Annotated in this window: 21 protein-coding genes and 1 pseudogene; 15 read left to right on the top strand and 7 right to left on the bottom strand. The window is 65.9% G+C overall.

The annotated features are described in order from the left end of the window. Positions 1 to 215 precede the first annotated feature (215 nt). Positions 216 to 830 carry a TetR/AcrR family transcriptional regulator gene (locus MasN3_RS20180; protein WP_281909673.1) on the bottom strand — a complete coding sequence of 205 codons (615 nt, stop codon included), beginning with the start codon at positions 828 to 830 and terminating at the stop codon, positions 216 to 218. 161 nt (positions 831 to 991) lie between these two features. Here MasN3_RS20180 and MasN3_RS20185 point away from each other — a divergent pair. After that, positions 992 to 1,873: pseudogene (locus MasN3_RS20185) on the top strand (SDR family oxidoreductase); the annotation flags it as partial. A gap of 367 nt (positions 1,874 to 2,240) precedes the next feature. After that, the gene (locus MasN3_RS20190; RefSeq protein ID WP_281909674.1) at positions 2,241 to 2,915 is read left to right on the top strand and encodes a PRC-barrel domain-containing protein; all 675 of its coding nucleotides are present in this window, start codon (positions 2,241 to 2,243) and stop codon (positions 2,913 to 2,915) included. A gap of 128 nt (positions 2,916 to 3,043) precedes the next feature. Here the strand turns inward: MasN3_RS20190 and hrpA are convergent, their stop codons facing one another. Beyond that, the gene (hrpA, locus tag MasN3_RS20195; RefSeq protein ID WP_370662309.1) at positions 3,044 to 7,204 is read right to left on the bottom strand and encodes an ATP-dependent RNA helicase HrpA; all 4,161 of its coding nucleotides are present in this window, start codon (positions 7,202 to 7,204) and stop codon (positions 3,044 to 3,046) included. A gap of 55 nt (positions 7,205 to 7,259) precedes the next feature. Between hrpA and argA the strand changes: the two genes are divergently transcribed. Both argA and MasN3_RS20205 read left to right on the top strand, forming a co-directional pair. Next, entirely contained in the window at positions 7,260 to 8,573 is a 1,314-nt protein-coding gene (argA, locus tag MasN3_RS20200; RefSeq protein WP_281909677.1) for an amino-acid N-acetyltransferase, read from the top strand. A 51-nt stretch (positions 8,574 to 8,624) separates the two neighbouring features. Beyond that, on the top strand, positions 8,625 to 8,900 hold the full coding sequence (locus MasN3_RS20205; protein WP_281909678.1) for an oxidative damage protection protein: 276 nt from the start codon (positions 8,625 to 8,627) through the stop codon (positions 8,898 to 8,900). A 114-nt stretch (positions 8,901 to 9,014) separates the two neighbouring features. Here the strand turns inward: MasN3_RS20205 and MasN3_RS20210 are convergent, their stop codons facing one another. Both MasN3_RS20210 and rpiA read right to left on the bottom strand, forming a co-directional pair. Further along, positions 9,015 to 9,359, bottom strand: coding sequence for a hypothetical protein (locus tag MasN3_RS20210; RefSeq protein WP_281909680.1), 345 nt, complete (start codon positions 9,357 to 9,359; stop codon positions 9,015 to 9,017). Positions 9,360 to 9,371: 12 nt separating this feature from the next. Continuing rightward, positions 9,372 to 10,049 carry a ribose-5-phosphate isomerase RpiA gene (gene rpiA, locus MasN3_RS20215; RefSeq protein WP_281909682.1) on the bottom strand — a complete coding sequence of 226 codons (678 nt, stop codon included), beginning with the start codon at positions 10,047 to 10,049 and terminating at the stop codon, positions 9,372 to 9,374. 165 nt (positions 10,050 to 10,214) lie between these two features. Between rpiA and MasN3_RS20220 the strand changes: the two genes are divergently transcribed. From MasN3_RS20220 to MasN3_RS20240, 5 genes are all read left to right on the top strand, one after another. Next, positions 10,215 to 11,444 carry an efflux RND transporter periplasmic adaptor subunit gene (locus MasN3_RS20220; protein ID WP_281909683.1) on the top strand — a complete coding sequence of 410 codons (1,230 nt, stop codon included), beginning with the start codon at positions 10,215 to 10,217 and terminating at the stop codon, positions 11,442 to 11,444. Between the two features lie 20 nt (positions 11,445 to 11,464). Next, positions 11,465 to 12,199, top strand: a complete 735-nt coding sequence (locus tag MasN3_RS20225) for an ABC transporter ATP-binding protein (protein ID WP_281909684.1) — start codon at positions 11,465 to 11,467, stop codon at positions 12,197 to 12,199. Then, positions 12,196 to 13,419, top strand: a complete 1,224-nt coding sequence (locus MasN3_RS20230; RefSeq protein ID WP_281909685.1) for an ABC transporter permease — start codon at positions 12,196 to 12,198, stop codon at positions 13,417 to 13,419. The genes MasN3_RS20225 and MasN3_RS20230 overlap by 4 nt, the downstream gene beginning before the upstream one ends. A gap of 2 nt (positions 13,420 to 13,421) precedes the next feature. Beyond that, positions 13,422 to 14,237, top strand: a complete 816-nt coding sequence (locus tag MasN3_RS20235; protein WP_281909686.1) for a hypothetical protein — start codon at positions 13,422 to 13,424, stop codon at positions 14,235 to 14,237. Between the two features lie 187 nt (positions 14,238 to 14,424). Further along, complete coding sequence (locus tag MasN3_RS20240; protein WP_281909687.1) at positions 14,425 to 16,050, top strand: methyl-accepting chemotaxis protein; 1,626 nt, start codon at positions 14,425 to 14,427, stop codon at positions 16,048 to 16,050. A 1-nt stretch (position 16,051) separates the two neighbouring features. On the opposite strand, the gene MasN3_RS20245 is transcribed toward MasN3_RS20240, so the two are convergent. Genes MasN3_RS20245 through edd form a run of 3 tightly spaced genes read right to left on the bottom strand, consistent with a single transcriptional unit; the run spans position 16,052 to position 19,159 of the window. Continuing rightward, positions 16,052 to 16,564, bottom strand: a complete 513-nt coding sequence (locus tag MasN3_RS20245) for a Rhs element Vgr protein (RefSeq protein WP_281909689.1) — start codon at positions 16,562 to 16,564, stop codon at positions 16,052 to 16,054. Between the two features lie 55 nt (positions 16,565 to 16,619). Then, on the bottom strand, positions 16,620 to 17,243 hold the full coding sequence (gene eda / locus MasN3_RS20250; protein WP_281909690.1) for a bifunctional 4-hydroxy-2-oxoglutarate aldolase/2-dehydro-3-deoxy-phosphogluconate aldolase: 624 nt from the start codon (positions 17,241 to 17,243) through the stop codon (positions 16,620 to 16,622). Then, positions 17,240 to 19,159, bottom strand: coding sequence for a phosphogluconate dehydratase (gene edd, locus MasN3_RS20255; RefSeq protein WP_281909692.1), 1,920 nt, complete (start codon positions 19,157 to 19,159; stop codon positions 17,240 to 17,242). The genes eda and edd overlap by 4 nt, the downstream gene beginning before the upstream one ends. A gap of 326 nt (positions 19,160 to 19,485) precedes the next feature. On the opposite strand from edd, the gene pgi reads away from it, so the two are divergent. From pgi to tal, 6 genes are all read left to right on the top strand, one after another. Further along, the gene (gene pgi / locus MasN3_RS20260) at positions 19,486 to 21,129 is read left to right on the top strand and encodes a glucose-6-phosphate isomerase (protein WP_281909693.1); all 1,644 of its coding nucleotides are present in this window, start codon (positions 19,486 to 19,488) and stop codon (positions 21,127 to 21,129) included. Between the two features lie 18 nt (positions 21,130 to 21,147). Beyond that, on the top strand, positions 21,148 to 22,047 hold the full coding sequence (locus MasN3_RS20265) for an SMP-30/gluconolactonase/LRE family protein (protein WP_281909694.1): 900 nt from the start codon (positions 21,148 to 21,150) through the stop codon (positions 22,045 to 22,047). A gap of 266 nt (positions 22,048 to 22,313) precedes the next feature. Next, the gene (gene zwf / locus MasN3_RS20270) at positions 22,314 to 23,783 is read left to right on the top strand and encodes a glucose-6-phosphate dehydrogenase (RefSeq protein WP_281909695.1); all 1,470 of its coding nucleotides are present in this window, start codon (positions 22,314 to 22,316) and stop codon (positions 23,781 to 23,783) included. Between the two features lie 11 nt (positions 23,784 to 23,794). Then, positions 23,795 to 24,649 (top strand): SIS domain-containing protein, encoded by an 855-nt coding sequence (locus tag MasN3_RS20275; protein WP_027864391.1) that lies wholly within the window; start codon positions 23,795 to 23,797, stop codon positions 24,647 to 24,649. Between the two features lie 84 nt (positions 24,650 to 24,733). Next, the gene (locus tag MasN3_RS20280; RefSeq protein WP_281909698.1) at positions 24,734 to 25,234 is read left to right on the top strand and encodes a GAF domain-containing protein; all 501 of its coding nucleotides are present in this window, start codon (positions 24,734 to 24,736) and stop codon (positions 25,232 to 25,234) included. 21 nt (positions 25,235 to 25,255) lie between these two features. After that, positions 25,256 to 26,188 (top strand): transaldolase, encoded by a 933-nt coding sequence (gene tal / locus MasN3_RS20285; protein ID WP_281909700.1) that lies wholly within the window; start codon positions 25,256 to 25,258, stop codon positions 26,186 to 26,188. The last annotated feature ends 100 nt before the right edge of the window (positions 26,189 to 26,288 follow it).

Here is a 26,288-nt window from a genome sequence, read left to right on the forward strand (position 1 = left end):
CGCAGCCCGTCAGCAAAACACGAAATCCTCATTCGACTTCGGCAGCGCGCACATCACACCGCGCAGGCCGACCCACGCAAAGCCCACGACGGGAACCAGCAGCAACCAGAACGCAGACATGATCGACTCCTTCAGTTCAGCCTAATTTCGCACAGGTGTGCGAAATTACTTCAAAAAAAGGGACAGGCGTCACCGGTCCCGCTCTGCACCGAGCTTCATTCCAGATCGTTGAAACTCTTGTACGTCGATATCAGGCGGTTGAAGGCGCGCTGCGCCCGCCGCGGCACGGCGTTCTCGCGCAGGAAGCGCGCGTCGTGCATCACCCCGATCGCCAGGCTGTAGATCTCGAACACCAGCTGCTCGGGTTCGGTGTCCGGCCGCAGGTGGCCGGCCTCCATCGCCTGCAGCACCGTCTTGCGCAGCGACCCGCGCCAGCGCGTCACCCCGGCCTCGATGCGGTCGCGCAGCGGCCCGGGCACGTCGTCGAACTCGAAGGCGCCGGCAGTGTACAGGCACCCGCCGCGCGCGGTCTCGTTGCCGATCTTCCTCAGCCACAGCTCGACCTGCATCGTCAGGCGCGGCAAGCCCTTGGCCACGCCCAGCGCCGGCACGAACACTTCTTCGGAAAAGCGGCGGTCGTACTCGTCCAGCACCGCCGCCTGCAAGGCTTCGAGCGAGCCGACGCGCGAGAACACGCCGCTCTTGCTGATGCCGGTGCGCTTGGACAGCTCGCCCAGCGATACCTTGCCGATCCCTTCGCTGGCCGCCATGTCGTAGGCGGCCGCGAGGATCGTCGCGTAGGTGGCTTCGCTTTTTGCGGTGGTGTTCATGCGCTCACTTTAGCACAGGTGTGCGAAACTACAAGGACTATTTGATTCTTTCCGTCGAGCTAGCGAATGCCCCGTCTTGCCGATCATGGCTACCATCGTTGCGCCAGATGAGGCGACCAGGAGTGCATTCCCATTACAGGAGCAAACATGGATTCAGACAAACAGCAAGCCGGCGAGCCCGTGGAAGCTTCGCGGCGCCGCCCTTCCCCAAGCAGGAGCAGCCCTGGCCGGGCTTGGCCAGCAAGATGACGCCGCGGCCGGACCATGGCGAAACCACCTACCGCGGCAGCGGACGCCTGGCCGGGCGCAAGGCCCTGGTCACGGGCGGCGATTCGGGCATCGGCCGCGCCGCGGTGATCGCCTTCGCGCGCGAAGGCGCGGACGTGGCCATCAACTACCTGCCGGCCGAGGAGCCGGACGCCCAGGAAGTGGTGCAGCTGATCCGGCAGGCGGGCCGCAAGGCGGTCGCCATTCCCGGCGACATCCGCGACGAAGCCTTCTGCCGCAAGCTGGTGGACGAAGCCGTGCGCCAGCTGGGCGGGCTCGACATCCTGGTCAACAATGCCTCGCGCCAGAAGTCCGCCCCATCGATCCAGGACATCTCGAGCGCCGATTTCGACTGGACCTTCAAGACCAATGTGTATGCGATGTTCTGGATCACCAAGGCGGCGCTGCCGCACCTCAAGCCCGGCAGCTGCATCATCAACACCGCCTCGCAGCAGGCCTACGACCCGTCGGAGAACCTGCTGGACTATTCCATGACGAAGGCGGCCGAGGTGGCGATGAGCAAGTCGCTGGCCAAGCAGCTGGCATCGAAAGGGATCCGGGTGAATGCGGTGGCGCCGGGACCGGTGTGGACGCCCTTGCAGGTGTCGGGCGGCCAGACGCAGGAAAACCTGAAGAACTTCGGCGGCGACACGCCGATGAAGCGGCCGGGCCAGCCGGCCGCGCTGGCGACGACCTACGTGACGCTCGCATCGGACGAATCGAGCTATACCACCGCCCAGGTCTACGGCGTGTCGGGCGGCAGCGGCAACCCGTAACAAGCCCTGAGGCTGGCGCGCGGGCCGGGGCCAGCCCGCGCGCTGCGCCCCGGTTCAGCGGCGGCCGAACCTGCTCAGGCGGGCGAAAAAGGAAGCGATGGTGTTCGTGATCGAACGGGTCGGAATGCGTTGGCTGAACAGGCCGGTGTAGTTGCAACGCGAATTGACGGTCATCTCTTTTCTCTCCGAAACATTACTTGGCACAATAACCACACTGCAAATACTCATCTGTGCGCCAGCTCGCATAGCGCGCAGGAAGGCGGCCGTCTGGCGCGCGCGCCCTCGCACGATTGCGCCATATCATGCGAGCAGCAGGGTGGCGTTCTACCCTGCTTCGTGGCCAACCAACGACCTAAGGAGGTGCGAGATGAGCTACGCAGATCGTGACAAATATGGCATGTACAAGCACACCCGCAGTACCGGCCCCGGACCAGCCCTGATGGGCGCCGACACCTTGATCGGAGACAGCGTCGTCAACGCGCAGGAAGAAGACCTCGGCGACATCAAGGAAATCATGCTCGACATGCAGACCGGCCAGGTCGCCTATGCGGTACTGGCCTTCGGCGGCTTCCTCGGCATGGGCGAAAAGCTGTTCGCCGTGCCATGGCAGGCCCTGCACCTGGACACCGTGAACAAGCGCATGGTGCTCAACGTTGACAAGGAAAGACTGAAGAATGCGCCCGGCTTCGACAAGGACGCCTGGCCCGACATGAGCGACGTGGGCTGGGCCAGCGGCATCCACAGCTTCTACGGCACCGACCCGCAGCGCTCAGGCGCGCCCAGCATGGGGCCGGCCGCGACGATGGGGGGCATGGTGGGCGGCGCCGGCAGCAGCTCCGCAATGGGCAGCGGCATGGGTTCCAGCATGGGAGCCGGTTCGGCCGGCAGCACGGGCGGCGCCGGCAGCAGCCTGGGCGCCAGCGTGGGTTCGGGGAGCCTGCATGGCGATTCCTACGGCGTCGGCGGCAGCGCCGATCCGCGGCCAAGCCATGAGGGGGACGACAAGGACTTGAGCCGTATCCGCGGCAGCAATATCGGCTGATGGCGTAGGGTGGGCGGGTCTTCCCGCCCACGCGTTCAGATCACGTATGCCGTGATGCGCATCGTCTCATCACCTTGACATTGAACGCGTGGGCAGAAAACCTGCCCACCCTACGAAAACCGACAGGCTCACCGGATCATCGACTCCCACACCTTCTGCAGGCGCTTGGCCGATACCGGCATCGGCGTGCGCAGCTCCTGCGCGAACAGCGACACCCGCAACTCCTCCAGCATCCACCTGAATTCAAGCATGCGCGGGTCGTTGTTCTTGCCCGCCTGGTTCTTGAGCGTGCGCTGGAACTGGCTGGCCGCGTTCTGCCACTCCGCCATCAACTGCGCGTCGCGCGCTGGATTGCCGCGCAGCTTCTCGATGCGCACGTTGATCGCCTTCAGGTAGCGCGGGAAGTGCGCCAGCTGGCTGTACTCGTTGTCGGCGATGAAGCGCTTGTGGATCAGGCCCAGCAGCTGCGACCCGATATCCTGCTGCACCGCCGGCGGCAGGCTCTGGATGCGCTTCGGCATGCCGTGGAACTCCGCCAGGATCGACCCCGCCAGGCGCGCGATCTCGTTGATCAGGAGACCGATGCGGCCCTTGCCTTCGTCCTTGCGCTTGTTGAACTCGCCGGAGTTGATCGGCAGCGGATCCTGCAGGCAGGCGATGTCGATCGCCTTGGCGATGATCTGGTCGCGCAGGTCTTCCTGCGTGCCCACGCTCATGAACTGCATGCCCATGCCCTGCAGGCCGGGGATGTTCTTCTCGGCGAACTTGAGCTGGTCCTTCAGCTGCAGCGCGAACAGGCGGCGCAGACCGACGCGGTGGGTGCGCGCCGCCACGTTCGGGTCGTCGAAGACTTCCAGGTCGCAGTGCGTGCCCTTGTCCACCAGCGCCGGGAAGCCGATCAGGGTCAGCTTGCCCTGGGTGATCTCCAGCAGTTCCGGCAGCTCGCCGAAGCTCCAGGTGGTCAGGCCCGTGTGCTGCACCGCGCCCGCCGCCGCAGGGGCGGCAGCCGGGGCGGCAGGCCTGGTCACCGGCGCATTGCCCTTGCCCTTGGCGGGCACGGGCGCCGGCGCGGCGGCCGCCTGCAGCCTGGCCGGCGCCGCCGCCGGGGTGGCCTCCGCCATCTTCTGGAAGCTCTGGCGCGCCTGGCCGCCCAGCTCGGCCTGCAGGGTCGCCAGGTTGCGGCCCATGTCGAGCTGGCGTCCGTGCTCGTCGATCACCTTGAAGTTCATCGACAGGTGCGCCGGCAGGGTCTCGAGCTTGAAGTCGGTGGTGAGCACGCGCGCGCTGGTGTGCGCGTGGATGTCGTCGATCAGGGCGTCGACCAGGTCGCCCTTGGCGAAGCGCAGCGGGTCCTGGTGGCGCTCGAAGAAGTTGGCCGCGTACTCCGGCAGCGGCACGCAATGGCGGCGCAGCTTCTGCGGCAGCGATTTGAGCAGCAGGTGCACCTTCTCCTTGAGCATGCCCGGCACCAGCCAGCCGGCACGCTCCTGGGGAATCTGGTTGAGCGCGAACAGCGGCACCGTCAGGGTCACGCCGTCGCGCGGGCTGCCGGGCTCGAAGTGATAGGTCAGGCCCATCTCGATGCCGGTGACGTTCATCGTCTTCGGGAACAGCTCGGTGGTGACGCCGGCCGCCTCGTGCCGCATCAGCTCTTCCCGGTTCAGGAACAGGAGCTTGGGATTGTCGCGCGCGGCATCCTTGTACCATTTCTCGAAGCCGGCGCCGTTCACCACCGTGTGCGGGATCTCCTTGTCGTAGAAGGCATGGATCAGCTGCTCGTCCACCAGCACGTCCAGGCGGCGCGACTTGTGCTCGAGGTTCTCGATCTCGCGCACCAGCTTGTGGTTGTGGGCGTAGAACGGGGCGCGGGTCTCGTAGTCGCCGGCCACCAGGGCGTCGCGGATGAAGATCTCGCGCGCTTCAACCGGGTTGTGCTGGCTGTAGTTGATGCGGCGGTTGCTGTACACGACGATGCCATACAGGGTCGCGCGCTCGAGCGCCGTCACCTGTGCCTGGCGCTTCTCCCAGCGCGGCTCGCCCCAGGACTTCTTGAGCAGGTGCGCGCCGATCTTCTCCACCCACTCCGGCTGGATCTGGGCGATGGTGCGCGCGTACAGGCGCGCGGTCTCGACCAGTTCGGCCGCCATCACCCAGCGTCCCGGCTTCTTGGCCAGGTAGGAACCCGGCCAGATGTGGAACTTGATGCCGCGCGCGCCCAGGAACACCGGCTCGTCCTCGGCCTTGAAGCCGATGTTGCCCAACAGACCGGTGAGCAGGGCCAGGTGCAGCTGGTCGTAGGTGGCGGGCGCCGCATTCAGGCGCCAGCCCTGTTCGCGCGCCACGGTAAGGAGCTGCGAATGCACGTCGCGCCACTCGCGCAGGCGCAGCTGCGACAGGAAGTTGGCGCGGCAGTTCTCCTGCAGCTGGCGGTTCGACTTCTTGTGCGCAATGGCATCCTCGAACCAGGCCCAGATCTTGAGATAGCTGAGGAATTCGGACTTCTCGTCGGCGAACTTCTTGTGCTTCTCGTCGGCCTGCTGCTGGTACTCGATCGGGCGGTCGCGCGGGTCCTGGGTGGAGAGCGCGGAAGCCACGATCAGCATCTCGGTCAGGCAGTCGTTGTCCACGGCCGCCAGGATCATGCGGCCCACGCGCGGGTCGAGCGGCAGCTTGGCGAGTTTCTTGCCGAGCGGGGTCAGCTCGTTGGTGTCGTCGACCGCCCCGACTTCCTGCAGCAGCTGGTAGCCGTCGGCGATCGCGCGGCCCTGCGGCGGCTCGATGAAGGGGAAGGTCTCGACGTCGGTCAGGTGCAGCGACTTCATGCGCAGGATGACCGAGGCCAGCGAGGAACGCAGGATTTCCGGATCGGCGAACTTCGGGCGCTTGTTGAAATCGTCTTCCTCGAACAGGCGGATGCAGACGCCGTCGGCCACGCGGCCGCAGCGGCCGGCGCGCTGGTTGGCCGAGGATTGCGCCACCGGCTCGATCTGCAGCTGCTCGACCTTGTTGCGGAAGCTGTAGCGTTTGACGCGCGCCAGGCCGGTATCGACCACGTAACGGATGCCCGGCACGGTCAGCGAGGTCTCGGCCACGTTGGTGGCCAGCACGATGCGGCGCGCATTGGTGGTGCGGAACACGCGGTCCTGTTCCTCCACCGACAGGCGCGCGAACAGGGGCAGGATCTCGACGTGCGGCGGATGGTGCTTGCGCAGCGCTTCCGCGGCGTCGCGGATCTCGCGCTCACCCGGCAGGAACACCAGCACGTCGCCCGAACCGATGCGGCACAACTCGTCGACGGCGTCGACCACCGCTTCCATCAGGTCGCGTTTTTCGCGCGCGACTTGCGCCTTCGGTGCGGGTTCGCCGGGCTTGGCATTGGCGCCGGTGACCGGATCCTTGTCGACCGGGCGGTAGCGCACTTCCACCTTGTACAGGCGGCCCGAGACTTCGATGACGGGCGCCGGTTTTTCCGGCGTGCCGAAGTGGCGCGCGAAGCGCTCGGCGTCGATGGTCGCCGAGGTGATGATCACCTTCAGGTCCGGACGGCGCGGCAGCAGCTGCTTCAGGTAGCCGAGCAGGAAGTCGATGTTCAGGCTGCGCTCGTGCGCCTCGTCGATGATGATGGTGTCGTAGGCTGCTAGCCACGGATCGGTCTGCGTCTCGGCCAGCAGGATACCGTCGGTCATCAGCTTGACCGAGGCGCCTTTTTGCAGCGTGTCGTTGAAGCGCACCTTGAAGCCCACGTGCTCGCCCAGCGGCGAGCCGAGTTCCTGCGCGATGCGCTTGGCGGTGCTCGAGGCGGCAATCCGGCGTGGCTGGGTGTGGCCGATCAGGCCCTTCTGGCCGCGCCCCAACTCCAGGCAGATCTTCGGCAGCTGGGTGGTCTTGCCGGAACCGGTCTCGCCCGAGACGATGACGACCTGGTTCTCGCTCACCGCCTTCGCGATCTCGGCGCGGCGGCCCGATACCGGCAGGTCTTCGGGGAAGGTGATCGCAGGGAGCGGATTACGGAAAGGCGGGGTCCGGCCATCCGGGCTGCGGTCATCCGCGCGCGGCGGGCGTTCGGCGCGCTCGCGCTGCGCCCTGGCGCCGCCCTGCCCGCTCGCCGGGCGCTGGCCATGGTCGCTGCGCGGCCGCTCGCGCCTGGTCTGTACGTCGCCGTCGCGCGTCTGCGTCATGGGCGCACGCGGCTCATCCTCCGGCCGCTGCTTGCGTTGGACGGTGGCGGGAGAATTCTGGGATGCGGCGCGCGCCTGCTGAGGCGAAGGCTTGTTACTCTGTTCAGACATTGATTTTTACAAGGTATTTGGTGCGCACAACGCGCAGCGAATTATAATGCGGCAAATGGAAAACCCTACCCAATTCGTCCAGTGGCTGCGCTCTGTCGCGCCATATATTCACACCTTCGGCGGCAAGACTTTCGTCGTCGCCTTCCCGGGCGAACTGGTCACCTCCGGCGCCCTGCCAGTGCTGGCCCAGGACCTGTCCCTGCTGCTCGGCCTCGGCATCCGCCTGGTCCTGGTGCACGGTTCGCGTCCGCAGGTGGCGGAGCAGCTCGCCCTGCGTAACGTCGAAGGGCGCTTTCACAACGGTGTCCGGATCACCGATACCGCCGCGCTCGAGTGCGCGAAGGAAGCCGCCGGCGAATTGCGCCTCGACATCGAAGCCGCCTTCAGCCAGGGCCTGCCGAACACCCCGATGTCGCATGCCCAGATCAGCATCGTCTCGGGCAACTTCGTGGTCGCCCGTCCGCTCGGCGTGATCGACGGCGTCGACTTCGAGCTCACCGGCGTGACCCGCAAAATCGTGGCCGAGAAGATCCAGCCGATCCTGCAGACCGAGGACAGCCTGGTGCTGCTGTCGCCGCTGGGTTTCTCGCCCACCGGCGAGATCTTCAACCTGACCATGGAAGACGTGGCCGCCTCGGCCGCGATCGCCCTGCACGCCGACAAGCTGATCTTCATCACCGAAACCGGCATGATGACCGACCTCGCCGGCACCGAGATCCGCGAACTGTCCTCGCACCAGGCCGAAGCCGTGCTGCAGGCGGGCTTCCTGCCGCCCGATGCCGCTTTTTACCTGCGCCACGCCATCAAGGCCTGCAACAGCGGCGTGGACCGCGCCCACATCGTGCCCTTCGAGATGGACGGCTCGGCCCTGCTCGAACTGTTCACCCACGACGGCGTGGGCACCATGATCAGCCACGAGAACCTGGAGAGCCTGCGCCAGGCCACAATTGAGGACGTCGGCGGGATTATCAAGCTCATCGAACCGCTGGAAGCCGACGGCACTCTGGTGTACCGCGGCCGCGAACTGATCGAGCGCGAGATCGACCAGTTCTCGGTGATCGACCACGACGGCGTGATCTTCGGCTGCGCCGCGCTCTACCCCTTCCCGGAAGCGAAGATGGGCGAGATGGCCTGCCTGACCGTGAGCCCGGACGCCCAGACCCAGGGCGACGGCGAGCGCATCCTCAAGCACATCGAGAACCGCGCCCGCGCGGCCGGCCTGACCAAGCTGTTTGTGCTGACCACCCGCACCTCGCACTGGTTCAAGAAGCGCGGCTTCGTGCCGGCCACGGTGGACGACCTGCCCAAGGACCGCCAGCACATGTACAACTGGCAGCGCCGGTCACAGGTTTTCATCAAGACTCTATAATGACGGCCTGACCCGCCTTAGCGCGTACTTAACAGATACAGGAGCAATACCATGGCCCGCACCGTCCAATGCATCAAACTGAACAAGGAAGCCGAAGGACTGGACTTCCCGCCGGTACCAGGCGAAATGGGCAAGAAGCTGTACCAGTCGGTCTCGAAAGAAGCCTGGCAGGCATGGCTGAAGCACCAGACCATGCTGATCAACGAAAACCGCCTGAACCTGGCGGACGACCGCGCGCGCAAGTACTTGGCGGCGCAGATGGAGCGTCACTTCTTCGGTGACGGCGCTGCCGACCAGGCGCAGGGCTACGTGCCGCCGACCGCTTGAAGCACTTGTAGGGTGGACGGCTTCGCCGTCCGCGCGTCCAGATTACATGTGCATCGCGACGACACATCCTTTAGTTGAACGCGCGGACGGCAGAGCCGTCCACCCTACGTAGAATCACATCTTCACGCACTGGCGCAATTCACAGCGCGCCATGAACATCTTCCCACGCATCGCGCCATCCTCGCAGCGCATCCGGTAAACCTCCACCGGTCCCGGCTCGGTCACCAGACCCGCTCCTAGCGCACTCGTGCAGCCCTGCTGCTTCGCCAGCTTCTCCACCGTCGCCGAGGACACGCCGACCCTGAACGGCACGCGCTCGATCGGCGTCCCGTTCGGATCGAGCAAACCAGGAGCCGCCGGCTTGGCGGCCACCGCCGGCGCCGGCGCCGCTTCCATCTTGCTCTTGAACAGCGTACAGCCGCCCAGCAGGACGGCCACCAGCAGCAGCGCGTGCTTCATGCGTTTCTCCGCTTAGAAAGTCAGGGTCTTGACGCCTTCGGGAGTGCCCAGCAGGCAGACGTTCGCACCGGCCTTGGCGAACAGGCCGACGGCGATCACGCCGACGATCTGGTTGATCCGCTCTTCCAGCGCCACCGGGTCGGTAATCGACAGGCCGACCACGTCGATGATCTCGCCGCCGTTGTCGGTGATGAAAGCTTCGTCCGAGCCGGCCTTGGTGCGCAGGCGCGGCTGGCCGCCCAGCGCCGCCAGTTGGCGCATCACCGAGGCGCGCGCCATCGGGATCACTTCCACCGGCAGCGGGAATTTGCCCAACGTTTCGACAAGTTTCGAACCGTCCGCGATGCACACGAATTTCTTCGACACCGAGGCCACGATCTTCTCGCGGGTCAGGGCCGCGCCGCCGCCCTTGATCATCGCGCCGGAGGCGGTGATCTCGTCGGCGCCGTCGATGTAGACCGCCATCGAGGTGACCTCGTTCAGGTCGAACACCGGGATGCCATGGCCGCGCAGGCGGCTCGCCGTCGCTTCCGACGAGGCCACGGTGCCCTTGATGCGGTCCTTGATCAAGGCCAGTTCGTCGATGAAGAAGTTGGCCGTCGAGCCGGTGCCGACGCCGATGATTTCGCCGTCCACCACGTAGTCGATCGCGGCGCGCGCCACGGCTTGCTTGAGTTCGTCCTGGGTCATGATACTGTCAGTGAGGTAAAAGGAAGCCGTCATTTTAGCGGATCGCTCCGTTCACCCCTCGAAATCGACGCTTCGTCGCACGGTTTTACCAGTCAATGCATCATGCATTGCCAAGCTGATATCTGTGGCACACACTAACTCTTTCCGTAGGCAAAGAACTGCACAATGAAACTCTTGACCAAGAAGCGCCTGGCGATCGCCGCCGGGGTGATCGTGGTGGGCGGCGCGGCCGCCGCATGGTGGATGCCCAAGGGCGAGCCGAAGGTGCCGCCCTCGAAGTACCGCACCGCGCAAGTCGACATGGGCGCCATCAACCAGACCGTCACCGCCACCGGCACCATCAACCCGGTGGCGCTGGTGAACGTCGGCTCGCAGGTGTCCGGCACCGTGGTCGAACTGAACGCGGACTTCAACGACCGCGTCAAGAAGGGCCAGGTGCTGCTCAAGCTCGACCCGACCATCTTCAATGCCCAGATCCGCCAGTACGAAGCCAGCCGCACGTCCGCCATGGCCAACCTGAAGCTGGCCGAGGCCAACTACCAGCGCAACCAGCAGCTGATGGCGCAGAACTTCGTCTCCGGCACCGTGGTCGACCAGTCGCGCCGCGAGATGGACGTGGCCCGCGCCAACGTGCAGCTGGCCCAGGCCCAGCTCGACCGCGCACGGGCGGACCTGAACAACAGCGTGATCCGCTCGCCGATCGACGGCGTGATCATCAAGCGCACCATCGACCTGGGCCAGACCGTGGCGGCCTCGTTCAACACGCCGAACCTGTTCCAGATCGCGCGCGACCTCACCAAGATGCAGATCGACACCAGCGTGTCGGAAGCCGACGTCGGCGCCCTCAAGGACGGCCTGCCGGCGCGCTTCGTGGTCGACGCCTACCCGGACCGCGAATTCCACGCCACCATGCGCCAGTTCCGCCTGGCCGCCAACGTGGTGCAGAACGTGGTCACCTACAACGTCGTGCTCGACGTCGACAACCAGGACGAGATGCTGAAACCCGGCATGACGGCGCAAGTGCGTCTGGTCGTGGCCAACCGCCCGAACGTGCTGCGCATCCCGACCACCGCCCTGCGCTTCCAGCTGCCGGAAGAGGAACAGGAAAAGCTGCGCAAGCAGGAACAGGAAAGAGCGGCCAAGGACGACAAGGTCCGGCAGGTGGCGCAAAAGCCGGCGGCGCCGAGCCAGGACGACGACCTGGCCTTCCGCACAGCGAGCGAGACCGCGCGCCAGTACAAGGTCTACCGCCTGGATGCGAAGAACCAGCCGCAGCCGGTCGACATCCGCGTCGGCCTGTCGAACTTCCGCTATACCGAAGTGGTGTCGGGCGGCCTGAAGGTGGGCGACCAGGTCGTCACGCGCGCGCTGGCGCAGTCGAAAGAGGACATGTGAGCACGCACCCGACTTCTTCGTTGATCGACATTCGCGGCGTCACCAAGACCTACGTCAGCGGCAGCGTCGAGACCCGCGTACTGCACGGGATCGACCTGCAGGTGGCGCGCGGCGACTTCGTGTCCATCATGGGCCAGTCCGGGTCCGGCAAGTCGACCCTGATGAACATCCTCGGTTGCCTCGACCAGGCCACCGGCGGCACCTACCTGCTCGACGGCGCCGACACCCGTTCGCTGTCGCGCGCCCAGCTGGCCGACATCCGCAACCGCGCGATCGGCTTCGTGTTCCAGAGCTTCAACCTGATCAAGCGGATGAGCGTGGCCGAGAACGTGGCACTGCCGCTGATCTACGCGGGCTGGGGCCGCGGCAAGGCGCGTGCGCGCGCCCTGCAGGAACTCGAGCGCGTCGGCCTGGGCGAATTGGGCAAGCGCACCCCGAGCCAGCTCTCCGGCGGCCAGCAACAGCGCGTGGCGATCGCCCGCGCCCTGGCCACCGATCCGCCGCTGCTGCTGGCGGACGAACCGACCGGCAACCTCGACACCCAGACCAGCGACGACATCATGAACAGCTTCCGCGAGCTGAACAAGGAGCGCGGCATCACCATCGTGCTCGTCACCCACGAGGCCGACGTCGCCGCCTACAGCCGCCGCCTCGTGCGCCTGAAGGACGGCCGGGTGCTGTACGACGGCCCGTCGCTCGATGGCCTGCGCCAGCTGAACGCCGTGCACATGGACAAACCCGAGGTGCCGGCATGAACTTCGTCCAGGTACTGATCGAATCCTTCCGCTCGATGGCGGCCAACCGCCTGCGCACCGCCCTGACCATGCTCGGCATCGTGATCGGCATCGCCTCGGTGGTCCTGCTGCTGGCCATCGGCGACAGCATGCAGCGCTTCATCGGCAAGGAGCTGCAGCAGCTGGGCACCAACATGCTGTACGTGTTCCCCGGCGGCGACCGCACCACCGCCCAGCGCGCCCGCGCGGGCGCGGTGCCGTCGCTGTCGCTCCAGGACGCCGCGGCGCTCAACGACCTGCCCAGCCTGACCGGCGCGGCGCCGGCGCTGCAGGGCAGCTTCAAGCTCAGCGCGGGCAACGAAAGCCTGAACAGCCAGGTGCACGGCGTCACCCCGGCGATGTTCAAGATCCGCAACTGGAAGCTCGACCAGGGCAACCTGTTCAGCGAAGCGGACGTGCGCGCATCGAGCCGCATGGTGGTGATCGGCCAGAAGATCGCGGACCAGTTCTTCTACAAGGCCGACCCGCTCGGGCAATACATCCGCATCGAGAACGTCGCCTTCCAGGTGATCGGCGTGCTGGCCGGCGAAGGCAAGCAGATCGACGGCTCGGACATCTCGGAATTCGTGCTGATCCCGATCACCGCGGCCAGCGCCAACCTGATCAAGATGCCTTTCCCGCAGAACGTGCACTACATCGCGGCCCAGGGACGGCCTGACATGTCGCTCAAGGAGGCCGAGGAAGACGTCAAGGAAACCCTGCGCGCGCGCCACCGCATCCGCCTGGACAGCCCGGACGACTTCAAGGTGCAGAACATGGCCTCGTTCGCGGAAACCGCCAACACGATCAGCGCCGGCGTCGCCATGCTGCTCGGCCTGATCGGCGCGATCTCGCTGCTGGTGGGCGGGATCGGCATCATGAACATCATGCTGGTGTCGGTGACCGAGCGCACCCGCGAGATCGGCATCCGCATGGCGATCGGCGCGCGGCCCGGAGCGGTGCTGCTGCAGTTCCTGGCCGAGTCGGTGGTGATCTGCGTGGCCGGCGGCCTGGTGGGCGTGGCGATCGCGGCGGCCGGCGCGGCGGCGATCACCGCGACCGGCAAGTTCGACGTCTACCTGACCTTCCAGGGCGTGCTGGTGGCCTGCGGCTTTGCTACGGCCGTGGGGGTGTTCTTTGGATTCTATCCGGCGCGCCGGGCCTCGCGGCTGTTGCCGGTGGATTGCTTGCGTTACGAGTAAACATGAAGAAGTCGTACGATCCCGCCACGCGGCCTGCTGCGACGCTGGCGGCCTCGATGGTGTTCGCTGCGCTTGCCACCGTCCCGGCCCAGGCCCTTGCCCGCGAGGGCGCTTCGGGCAAGGCCGGGACCGCCGGCCTGCAACTGGACGAACAGGCGCCGGTCCACGTCCACCGCAAGACCAACCGCGGCGACCTGCCCTACAAGCCTTTTTTCCTGATCCAGACCTATCTGCAGTCGCTGCTGCCGCCAGAACCGCGCGTGATCGACCTGCTGGGCCGGGTCGAGTTCGTCGCCAAGAGCGAAGCGGAGAAAGACCTGTTCGCGCCGGATTCCTGGGCGGTCGCCATCGTCGGGGACGATCTCGACCAGGTCGTCCCGGTCCGCCGCGGCGGCTACTTCCTGCTGCCCAAGGTCAAGCTGGGCATGCTGGAGCTGGGCACCATCATGTTCAACACCCAGACCCAGAAAGGGAAGATGAGCGTGGCGTGGAAGGTCCGGGTAGCGCCCGCGCAGACGCTTGCCTATGCCGAGTTCGCGAAAGCGCTCGAGGAAGTCGCCTCGGTCCAGCGCGCCATTCCCACCTACCGCTACGACCTGCGCGAAATTCGGCGCCACGGCCACAATGCCTTGCGGGCCTGCTTCGTGGGCGGCCCGGGGCGCATCGAGGTCGATGGCAGGCCGGCCGCGACGATTCCGGACGGCGCCTGCCAGGTGCTGAAGTACGACGCCGCTGCCGCGTGCGCAGGCAAGGCGCAGATCGCTTTCCTGGGAAAACTCGACATCGTCACGCTCAAGGAAGTGATCAAGGGGGACTAGCCGCCCGGCTTGCCGCCCGCCCTGCCCGCGAAAACTTAGCTCATCGGCAAGTTTTCGTTTCCTCAATGCAACAATGTTCAAGATATTGAAAGCCTGGTGAGCCCACGCCCTCCGTCAACGTTTATTCTTGAAGAAGAGTTCTGGACTACTTATTCTACAAATAAAACGTTTTCTGACCAGGGACATCATGAAAATCAATAATCTCAAGATCGGCATCCGGCTGGGCGGCGCCTTCGCCGCGGTGATCCTCCTCATGACAGTCATGCTCGCCAGCATGCTGTGGCAACTCGAGCGGATCGCCGATGCCAAGGAGGTCATGGCGCAGACCGGACGCAAGACGGCGCTTGCCAAGGACTGGCTCGAAGGGGTGTCTGCCAACAGCGTCCGCTTCGTTGCCAAACTCAGGAGCAACGTGCCGGGCGACGACCAGTATTACGACGAGCGGATCGCGACCGCCCGCGCCAAGGTGGCAAAGGTACAGGAGCAACTGCAGGCCATGGTCGATACGCCGGAGGGCAAGGCCCTGCTGGAGCGGGCGCTCGAGAACGACCGCAGCTGGTATGCCCTGGGCGACGCCGGCTTCGGGCGCAAAGCCGAGCTCGGCAGCGAGCACCCCGAGGTCCAGGCTTTTTTCAAGGACAAGGTCGCCCCCCAGATGTGCGCCTACATCGCCTCGCTGGATGAGATGGTGGCCTACCAGACCGGGCAGTCCGAACAGGCCCAGGCCGACATCGACGCCCTGCAGCTGGCGGGACGCCGTGTGCTGCTCGGCGTCGGCGCCTTCGCGCTGATCAGCGCCGCCGTGTTCGGCTGGCTGCTCACCCGCAGCATCACTCACCCGCTGGCAGGCGCCGTGCGCGTGGCGCGGCGCGTCGCGTCGGGCGACCTGAGCACCGACATCCGGGTCGAATCGCGCGACGAGATCGGCGAGCTGATGGGGGCGCTGCATGCCATGAACGCCAGCCTGCTGAACACCGTGAGCGCGGTACGCGCCGGCACCGAGACCATCGTCAGCGCCTCGCAGGAGATCGCCGCCGGCAACCTCGACTTATCAAGCCGCACCGAGCAGCAGGCCGCGTCGCTCGAGGAAACCACTTCGTCGATGGAAGAGCTGACCAGCACCGTGCGCCTGAACGGCGACAATGCGCAGCAGGCCAACCTGCTGGCCCGGCAGGCGTCCCAGCTGGCCACCCGCGGCGGCGAGGTGGTGGCGCAGGTGGTGGACACCATGGCCTCGATCAGCGCCTCCTCGAAGAAGATCGCCGACATCATCGGCGTCATCGACGGCATCGCCTTCCAGACCAATATCCTGGCGCTGAACGCGGCGGTGGAAGCGGCGCGCGCCGGCGAACAGGGGCGCGGTTTCGCGGTGGTGGCGAGCGAGGTGCGCAACCTGGCGCAGCGCTCAGCAAGCGCGGCCAAGGAAATCCGCCTCCTAATCGCCGATTCGGTGGACAAGGTCGGCGCCGGCGGACGCCTGGTCGACGAGGCCGGCGACACCATGCAGGACATCGTGGAAGGCATCGCGCGCGTGACCGGCATCATGTCGGAAATCGCGGGCGCCAGCGCCGAACAGAAGGTCGGCATCGAGCAGGTCAATGCCGCCATCGTCCAGATGGACGGCGTGACCCAGCAGAACGCCGCGCTGGTCGAGCAAGCCGCGGCGGCGACGGCCTCGATGCAGGAGCAGGCCCTGGCCCTGGCGGAGCTGGTGCGCGTGTTCGACATCGGCGATGGTGCGCAACCGGCTACGGCCGGTGCTGCGCGTGTGCCGGCACGCATGGCCCTGGAATACGACAGGCTTGCTGCCTGAGCTATCTCGCCCGCAGGCTCGCCGGCACCAGCCAGCGGGCCGGCCCGCGGTGCAGGCTGCGCCTGTCGGCGGGATCGGCAAGAAAATCCGCCAGCACCCGCTCGTACAGTGCCAGGCTGACCCGATAGCGCCCCTGGCGCATGGCCCCCGGCTTGCCCAGGAACTTGAGCACGAAGTAGTCGGCCAGCAGGTCGCCCTGGGCTTCCATGTTATAGTCGGCCAGGCTGGCATGCTCGCGCAGCGTGTAGGAATAGGAAAGCCCGATGCGCAGCGCCCCGCGCAACCTCACCGGATACCCCAGCTGGTGCTGCCACACGTGCACCATTTCATGCATGAACCAGTGGATCGCCGTCGGATCCCCACGCGTGTAATCGGGAAGAAAACAGGACCAGTGAAAGTACATGCTGCCGTTCGGCGTCATGCAGCAGTTCTTTGGCTGGAAGGGCATGTAGCGCCGGCCGTGAATACGGACGCGGCTGTAGTCGATGGCGTCGCGGAACAGCAGCGACGCCATCGCGATCTCGCTCCCGGTCAGTGGCCGGGAGCGAGGCCGTTGCTTGACGAGAGGCTCAGCCCGCACGCAGCGCGGAAGCCGCTTTCGCCAGTTCGGTGATCCCGGCCCAGTCGCCGTTGGCGATCAGGTCCTTCGGCGTGAGCCACGAACCACCTACGCAGGCGACGTTCTTACAGGCCAGGAACTTCGGCGCGGTCTCGATCGAGATGCCGCCGGTCGGGCAGAAGGTCACGTCCGGCAGCGGGCCGGCGATCGCGTTCAGCATGCCCACGCCGCCCGCCGGCACCGCCGGGAACAGCTTCAACTGCTTGAAGCCGTGCTCGCGCGCCGCCATCACTTCGGACGGGGTCATCACGCCTGGCAGCAGCGGCAGGCCGCTCTTCTTGGCTGCCTCGATCATGGCCGCGGTCAGGCCCGGCGAGACGCCGAACACCGCGCCCGCGTCGCGCGACGCGGCAAATTCTTCAGGCTGGGTCAGGGTGCCGACGCCGACGATCGCGCCTTCAACGGTGCTCATGTCGCGGATCGCCTGCAGGCCGTGCTCGGTGCGCAGCGTCACCTCCAGCACGCGGATGCCGCCCGCCACCAGGGCCTTGGCCAGCGGGACCGCGTGGCTTGGATCGTCGATGGCGATGACAGGGATCACGCTCGCCGAGCGCATGATGTCAAGTAAGGTCATTTCTGCGTCCTAAAGAGAAAGTCTTCGTCGGAACCGGGCTGGACTTCATCGGTCTGGATGCCGTCGTGCAGCGGCACGGTGGTCTGGATCGGCGATGGCAGCGGGAACGTGGCCGCCCCCTCCTCCGCCGGGCTGGAATGGGAACGGAACATCGCGAACAGTTCGCGGCCCATGCCGATGTGGCTCTTCGACAGGTCGGCGCTGGCCATGCCGCGCGCGGCCCACACGGTGTCGGTCACCAGCGCTTCCAGGGTGCCGGTGGTGGCGTCGACGCGGATGATGTCGCCGTCGCGCACCAGGCCGAGCGGGCCGCCGGCCAGGATCTCGGGCGACACGTGGATCGCCGCCGGCACCTTGCCGGAGGCGCCCGACATGCGGCCGTCGGTCACCATCGCCACCTTGAAGCCGGCATCCTGCAGGTTCGACAGCGCCGGGGTCAGCGCGTGCAGTTCCGGCATGCCGTTGGCGCGCGGGCCCTGGAAGCGGATCACGGCCACGAAGTCGCGATTCAAGAGGCCGTCCTTGTAGCGCTGCATGAAGTCTTCCTGCGAGTCGAAGGTGATGGCCGGGGCTTCCACCAGGTGGTACTCGGGCTTGACCGCCGAGATCTTCATTACCGCGCGGCCCAGGTTGCCCTGCACCAGCACCATGCCGCCGTTGTTGGCGAACGGATTGCTGGCCGGGCGCAGCACCGCTTCGTCGCCGCTCTTTTCGGGCACGTCGCGGAACACGACCTTGCCGTCTTCGCCCAGGAAAGGCTCCTTGCAGTGCGCGCGCAGGCCGCGGCCGAGGATGGTGTTGACGTCTTCGTGGGCCAGGCCGGCATCGAGCAGTTCGCGGATGATGAAGCCGGGGCCGCCGGCGGCCTGGAAGTGGTTCACGTCGGCTTCGCCGTTCGGGTAGATCCGGGTCAGCGAGGGCACCACTTTCGACAGCTCGTCGAAGTCGTTCCAGTCGACCACGATGCCGGCTGCGCGGGCGATGGCGATCAGGTGCAGCGTATGGTTGGTCGAACCGCCGGTCGCGTGCAGCGCGACGATGGCGTTGACGATGCTCTTCTCGTCGACGATGTGCCCGATCGGCATGTACTGGCCGCCCTGCTGGGAGATCGCGACCGCCTGCTGGGCGGCGGCTTTCGTCAGCGCGTCGCGCAGCGGGGTGCCCGGGGTGATGAAGGCGGAGCCCGGCATGTGCAGGCCCATCATCTCCATTAGCATCTGGTTGCTGTTCGCGGTGCCGTAGAAGGTGCAGGTGCCCGCGCCGTGGTAGGACGCGGATTCGTTCTCCAGCAACTCCTCGCGGGTGGCTTCGCCCTTGGCGTAGCGCTGGCGCACGGCCGCCTTTTCCTTGTTCGAGATACCGGTGGTCATCGGGCCGCCCGGCACGAAGATGCCCGGGATGTGGCCGAAGTGCAGCGCGCCGATGAGCAAGCCCGGCACGATCTTGTCGCAGATGCCCAGGTAGAGGGCCGAATCGAACATGTTGTGCGACATCGCCACCGCGGTCGCCATGGCGATGGTGTCGCGCGAGAACAGCGACAGTTCCATGCCCGGCTGGCCCTGGGTCACGCCGTCGCACATGGCCGGCACGCCACCCGCGAACTGAGCCACGGCATCGACTTCGCGCACGGCGTCCTTGATCACTTGCGGGAAGGTTTCGAAGGGCTGGTGCGCCGACAGCATGTCGTTGTAGGAGGAGACGATCGCTACCGACGGCTTCTTGTACTCCTTGAGCTTGAGCTTGTCGTTGGCCGGGAAGGCGGCGAAGCCGTGCGCCAGGTTGGTACACGACAGCGCCCCGCGCTGCACGCCTTGCACGCGGGCGGCTTCCATGTGGGCGAGGTAGGCCGCGCGCGACGGACGGCTTCGCTTGATGATCCGGTTCGTTACCTGTTCGACTACGGGGTGCAGCGCCATGATCGTTCCTTCGTAAATTTAGTACCTGAAATTTTACTACAGATTTGAAAGGGGCGCAGGGATGATGGGGTTACTGATCAAGCCGGCGTGGCCTGCGTCTCTGGCAGGTGCTTTTCGTAGGGTGGACGGCTCTGCCGTCCGCGCGTTCAAATCCCCGACGTATACCAGACGACGTCTCGATATGCTAACGCCAGTTGAACGCGCGGACGGCGAAGCCGTCCACCCTACAGACAAGCCGACAAGATTTTATGTAGTGAATTTACGCACACATCCTGTATTATTCGCTAATCTGCTATTGACAACATTGTGCCATCGATACCTACCCCATGCGCCAGCCAACCTTGACCAGCACCGCCAGCTTCCAGGCCCTCGAGAACCACGCCGCCACGGCAGAAGACTGGGAGATGCGCGAGCTCTTCGCCGCCGATCCAAAGCGCTTCGCGCGCATGTCTTTAGAGGCGGCAGGGCTGTTCCTAGACTATTCAAAAAATCGCCTCGACGGGCGCACGCTTGAACTGCTGGCGGCGCTTGCACGCGAGCGCGGCGTGGAAGCGCGCCGCGACGCCATGTTCGCGGGCGAACGCATCAACAACACCGAGAACCGTGCCGTCCTCCACACTGCCCTGCGCGCGCCGCGCGACAACAAGCTGGTGGTCGACGGCCAGGACGTGAATCTTGAGGTCCACGCGGTGCTCGACCGCGTCAGGAGCTTCACCGATGCCGTGCGCAGCGGCGAATGGCTGGGCCATACCGGCAAGCCGATCACGGACATCGTCAACATCGGCATCGGCGGCTCGGACCTGGGCCCGAAGATGGTCGTGCTGGCCCTGCGCCACTATGCCCACCCGCGTCTGCGCATGCATTTCGTGTCCAACGTGGACGGCCACGACATGGACGCCGCCCTGTCCCAGGTGGATCCGGAAACCACGCTGTTCATCGTCGCCTCGAAGACCTTCACTACCGCCGAGACCATGATGAACGCGCAGACCGCGCGCAGCTGGTTCCTCGGGCATGCGCCGGAAGAAGCCCTGGCCAGGCACTTCGTCGCCGTCTCCACCAACACGGAAGCCATCAAGGCCTTCGGCATCGATCCGGCCAACATGTTCCCGTTCTGGGACTGGGTCGGCGGGCGCTACTCGGTGTGGTCGGCGATCGGCCTGTCGGTCGCGCTGGCGGTCGGCTTCGGCTATTTCTCCGACTTCCTGGCCGGCGCCCACGAGATGGACCAGCACTTCGCCAGCGCCCCGATCGAGCAGAACATGCCGATGATCCTGGCGCTGGTGGGCTTCTGGAACCGCGAGTTCCTCGATGCGCACTCGGTCACGATCGCGCCCTACCACCAGGACCTGAACCGCTTCCCGGCCTACCTGCAGCAGCTCGACATGGAGAGCAACGGCAAGTGCGTCACGCGCGACGGCGACCCGGTGGACACCCCGACCTGCCCGGCGATCTGGGGCGAACCCGGCACCAACGGCCAGCACGCCTACTTCCAGCTGCTGCACCAGGGCACCGACCTGACGCCGATCGACTTCATCGCCGCCCTGCGTCCCGCCCACGAGATGGAACACCACCATACGGCCCTGCTGGCGAACTGCTTCGCCCAGTCGGAAGCCTTCATGAAGGGCAAGACCATCGACGAGGTGCGCGCGGACCTGCAGGCGCAGGGCTTGAGCGCCGAGGAAGTGGAACGCCTGGCGCCGCACAAGACCTTCCCGGGCAACCGCCCCAGCAACACCATCCTGATGGAACGCCTGACGCCAAGCACCCTGGGCGCCCTGATCGCGCTGTATGAACACAAGACTTTCGTGCAGGGCGTGATCTGGAACGTCAACAGTTTCGACCAGTGGGGCGTCGAGCTGGGCAAGGTGCTGGCGAAGAAGATCGAAGCCGAGCTGGCGGGCGAGCCGCAACCGGCGAACCACGACAGCTCCACCAACGGCCTGATCGCCCGCGCCAAGGCCGCTTTCTGAACCTGATCACGACATTACATGGCAAGCGATAAATTTGAAGTGGTGCACGACGCCCCGATGCTGGTGGGCGAAGCCGCAACCTGGCACGAGGTCGAGTCGGCGCTGTACTGGGTAGACATCAACGGCTACACGGTCAACCGCGTGCACCCGGCCAGCGGCAAGTATTCGTACTGGAAGATGGGCTCGGAGCCGTCGGCCCTGGCGGTGGACGGCGACAACAACCTGATCGTCGCCCTGCGCTCCGGCCTGATCTGCCTGAACACGACCAGCGGCAAGGAAACGCCGATCGCCGACGCGCCCTACGATACCGCGATCGTCCGTTTCAACGACGGCCGCGTGGACCCGGCGGGCCGCTTCTGGATCGGCACCATGTACGAGCCGCGCGACAAGCCGGCGGCCGAGATGTACGTGCTCGAGCGCGGCCAACTGCGCCGCGCCTGGGCCGGCGGCATGACCAACTCGAACGGCCTGGCCTGGAGCCTGGACGGGCGCACGATGTTCCATGCCGACACCACCACGCACCGGATCGACTGCTACGACTACGATCCCGCCAGCGGCGTGCACGCCAACCCGCGCACCATCAAGACCTTCTCGCTCGACAAGTCGGCAGCCGACTATGGCGGCCGCCCGGACGGCGCCACGGTCGACAGCGAAGGCGCCTACTGGGTCGCGATGTTCGAAGGCGGACGCGTGCTGCGCATTGCGCCGTCGGGCGAGATCCTGCGCGAGATCACGCTGCCGGTGCGCTGCCCGACCTCGCTGGCCTTCGGCGGACCGGACCTGCGCACGCTCTACATCACCAGCGCCAGCCACGGCCGCTCGGCCGAGGAACTGGCGCGCTATCCGCTCAGCGGCAAGCTGCTGTCGATCCGCGTCGACGTGGCCGGACGCGAAGAGCCGGAATACGTGCACCGCTGATCCCTAGGGTGGGCGGCTCTACCGGGTGGGTAGATGTGCCAATAGCGCTTGCGCCGCCCACGCGGTGATCGTTAGCGGCGCCGCCCCCCCCTACCGGATGATCTTGCTGCTAATAATCACCGCGTGGGCGGCATATGCGGCTCCCCTGCTCACAAACAGCAGTAGAGCCGCCCACCCTACGGGCGTTTCCGTAGTAGATTTTCTTGCTAAGCGAATATTCGTGTAGTAAATTTACACATCGCTGATTACTCCTTCCAGACATTCCCATGGCCCTTTCCAATTTCGACCTCGTTTTCTTTGGCGGCAGCGGCGACCTTGCGATGCGCAAGCTGCTCCCCGCGATGTACGCGCGCGATGTCTGCAACGACCTGCCCGACACGGCCCGCATCATCTGCGTGGGGCGCGACGACTTCTCGCAGGACGACTTCCTGCAGTTCATCGAGAAGAACTCGAAGCCGCACATCAAGGAAACGCCGCAGGACGAGACCTGGGCCCGCTTCCTCAAGCGCATCGTCTACGTGGCGCTGAACGCCACCGACGTGTCCACCTTCGGCCCGCTGGTCGAGGCCCTGCGCAAGGACGAAGCGCTGACCCGCGTCTACTACCTCGCGACGCCGCCGCATTTGTTCGCGACCATCTGCGACAACCTGGCCGCGACGCACCTGGTCTCGCCGAACTCGCGCGTGGTGCTGGAAAAGCCGCTCGGCCGCGACCTGGCTTCGGCCAAGCAGATCAACCTCGACGTCGGCAAGGTGTTCGCCGAGTCGCAGATCTACCGGATCGACCACTACCTGGGCAAGGAGACCGTGCAGAACCTGCTGGCCCTGCGCTTCGGGAACATCCTGTTCGAGCCGCTGTGGCGCCGCGAGTGGATCTCGGACGTGCAGATCACCATCGCCGAGAAGATTGGCGTGGGCAACCGCCTGGGTTACTACGATACCTCGGGCGCCCTGCGCGACATGCTGCAGAACCACCTGCTGCAGCTGCTGTGCATCGTGGCGATGGAGCCGCCCACCTCGATCGCACCGGACGCCGTGCGCGACGCCAAGCTGCAGGTGCTGCGCTCGCTGAAGCGCTTCACCCCGACCACGCTGGCGCAGAACATCGTGCGCGGCCAGTACCGCTCCGGCCACATCGACGGCCAGGCGGTGCCGGGCTACCGCGACGAGCCGGGCGCCCCGAAGCAGTCGAAGACCGAGACTTTTGTCGCCATGAAGGCCGAGATCGACACCTGGCGCTGGGCCGGCGTGCCCTTCTACCTGCGCACCGGCAAGCGCATGGCCGACCGCCTGGCCGAGATCGTGGTGCGCTTCAAGCAGATCCCGCATTCGATCTTCAACCAGCCGACCTCCAGCTTCCAGCCGAACAGCCTGGTGATCCGCCTGCAGCCGGACGAAGGCCTGTCGATGAACCTGATGGCCAAGACCCCGGGCGACTCGATGCGCCTGAAGCAGGCCGAGCTCGAACTCGACTTCCGCGAGCAGTTCACCAGCCCGCGCATGGAAGCCTACGAGCGCCTGCTGGTCGACGTGCTGCGCGGCCAGCTGACCCTGTTCATGCGCGGCGACGAACTGGAAGCCGCCTGGGAATGGGTCGAACCGATCCTGGAACACTGGGAACAGAACGACAGCGCGCCGGTGCCCTACACCTCGGGCACCTGGGGCCCTGCCGCCTCGAGCGCACTGATCGGCCGCGACGGCCTGCAGTGGCGCGAAGAAGTGCTGCCTGAAGACTGACGGCTACCATCATGCTGCTCGACTCCATCCGCACTCAGCTCGACTCGCTCTCGAAATCCGAGCGCAAGGTGGCGCTCGCCGTGCTCGCGGCGCCATCCAACACGGTGAGCCAGAACATCACGGCGCTGGCCAAGAGCGCCCAGGTGTCGGAACCGACCGTGGTGCGCTTCTGCCGCACCCTCGGCTACGACGGCTGGCACGAGTTCAAGCTCAAGCTGGCGCAAGGCCTGGCGCTGGCGCTGCCGGGCGCGAACGAGCAGCCGGCGCCGGACGACCTGGCGGCCGACCTGGTGAACAAGATCTGCAGCCGCTCGATCAATACCCTGCTCGACCTGCGCAACAACCTCAAGCCGGAACTGGTCCAGAAGGCGCTCGACATCCTGTCGCGCGCCAACAAGATCGAGTTCTACGGCCAGGGCTCGTCGGGCTTCGTCGCGGCCGACGCCCAGCACAAGTTCTTCCGCTCGGGCGTGCCCACCGTCGCGTATACCGACCCGGCGATCCACTCGATCGCGGCGGCCCTGCTGCGCGAAGGCGACGCGGTGGTGGCGATTTCGCAGCGTGGCAACAACCCGGCCCTGACCCGCTCGGCCAAGCTGGCGCGCCGCGGCGGCGCCGACGTGATCGTGCTGGCGCCCTCGGGCACGCCGCTGGCGGAGATCGCGACCCTGTTCATCCCGATCGACCTGGTGTTCGCGATCGACCCCTATACGCCGATCTCGGCGCGCCTGGCCTACCTGGTCGTGATCGACGTGCTGGCGGTGGGGCTGGCGCTGCAGCGCGGGCCGGAGTTCCGCAAGAAGATGCAGAATGCGCAGAAGGCCTTGCAGGAGTTCGACATGCAGTTCGACTCCTTTATCGGCTGACGGGTTCGCGCAGCAGCACGCAGCGCGTGCAAGCCATCACAGGTGTAAAATACCCGGTTTCCATAGCATCCCGGGTCTACGCCAATGCACATCAATCCCGAACGCAGCTCCCGTCCCGACTATCCCCTGCTGGAGCGCCAGGTCGAAAGCGTCCTCGAGGGCGAACGCAACCTGATGGCGAACGCCGCGCAGTTTTCCGCCCTCGTCTACGACACCCTGGCCGACCTGAACTGGGCCGGCTTCTATTTCACCGTTCCGGCGCGCAAGGGCGAGGGCAAGGACCTGCTGGTCGGCGCCTTCCAGGGCAAGCCGGCCTGCGCCCGCATTCCCTTCGGCCGCGGCGTCTGCGGCACCGCCGCCGCCGAGCGCAAGACCATCGTCGTGCCCGACGTGCATGCCTTCCCGGGCCACATTGCCTGCGATTCGGCCTCGAACTCGGAGATCGTGATCCCGCTGGTCAAGGACGGCGAGGTGGTCGGCGTGTTCGACATCGACAGCCCGCAGCTCAACCGATTCTCCGACGAAGACCGTGAAGGACTGGAGCGCATGCTCGCCGCCTTCATGGACGGCACCGATTTCTCCTGACTCTTTACTTTGGCTCCCACCATGAACCAACTCGAACAACTCAAGCAGTACACCACCGTCGTCGCCGATACCGGCGATTTCCAGTCGATCAAGGCCTATGCCCCGCAGGACGCGACCACCAACCCGTCGCTGATCCTGAAGGCCGTGCAGAAGCCGGAATACCGTCCGCTGCTGGAAAAAGCCGTCGCCGACGCGAACGGCGCCTCGGTCGACGCCATCGTCGACAGCCTCCTGATCGCCTTCGGCGTCGAGATCCTGAAGTACGTGCCGGGCCGCGTCTCGACCGAGATTGATGCCGCCCTTTCTTTCGATACCGAAGCCACCGTCGCCAAGGGCCGCGAACTGATCGCCCTGTACGAAAAGAACGGCGTGTTGCGCGAGCGCGTCCTGATTAAGATCGCCTCGACCTGGGAGGGCATCCGCGCCGCCGAGATCCTCGAAAAGGAAGGCATCCACTGCAACCTGACCCTGCTGTTCTCGCTGTGCCAGGCCGTTGCCTGCGCCGAAGCCGGCGTCAAGCTGATCTCGCCCTTCGTCGGCCGCATCTACGACTGGTACAAGAAGTCGACCGGCACCGACTATACCGGCGCGGACGATCCCGGCGTGCAGTCGGTCAAGCGCATCTACCAGTACTACCGCAAGTTCGGCTACCAGACCGAGGTGATGGGCGCGAGCTTCCGCAACACCTCGCAGATCCTGGAGCTTAGCGGCTGCGACCTCCTGACCATCTCGCCGGACCTGCTGCAGAAGCTGGCCGACACCGATGCGCCGGTCGAGCGCAAGCTGGTGGCGGACGCCAATGCCGATATCCAGAAGATCGCGGTCGACGAGAAGAGCTTCCGCTTCATGCTGAACGAAGACGCGATGGGAACCGAGAAGCTGGCCGAAGGCATTCGTGCCTTCGTGGCGGATTCGATCAAGCTGAAGAAGATGATCGAAGAAATGATGAAGTAAAAAAAGAAAACCCGCCTCCGGCGGGTTTTTTGTAGGTCAACTCCCGGACGCGTCGTGGCAAGGCATACCGGAGCTGGACGCGCGGTCGGCAGAGCCGACC

Source organism: Massilia varians (assembly GCF_027923905.1).
In the GTDB taxonomy this organism is placed as follows: Bacteria; Pseudomonadota; Gammaproteobacteria; order Burkholderiales; family Burkholderiaceae_D; genus Telluria; species Telluria varians_B.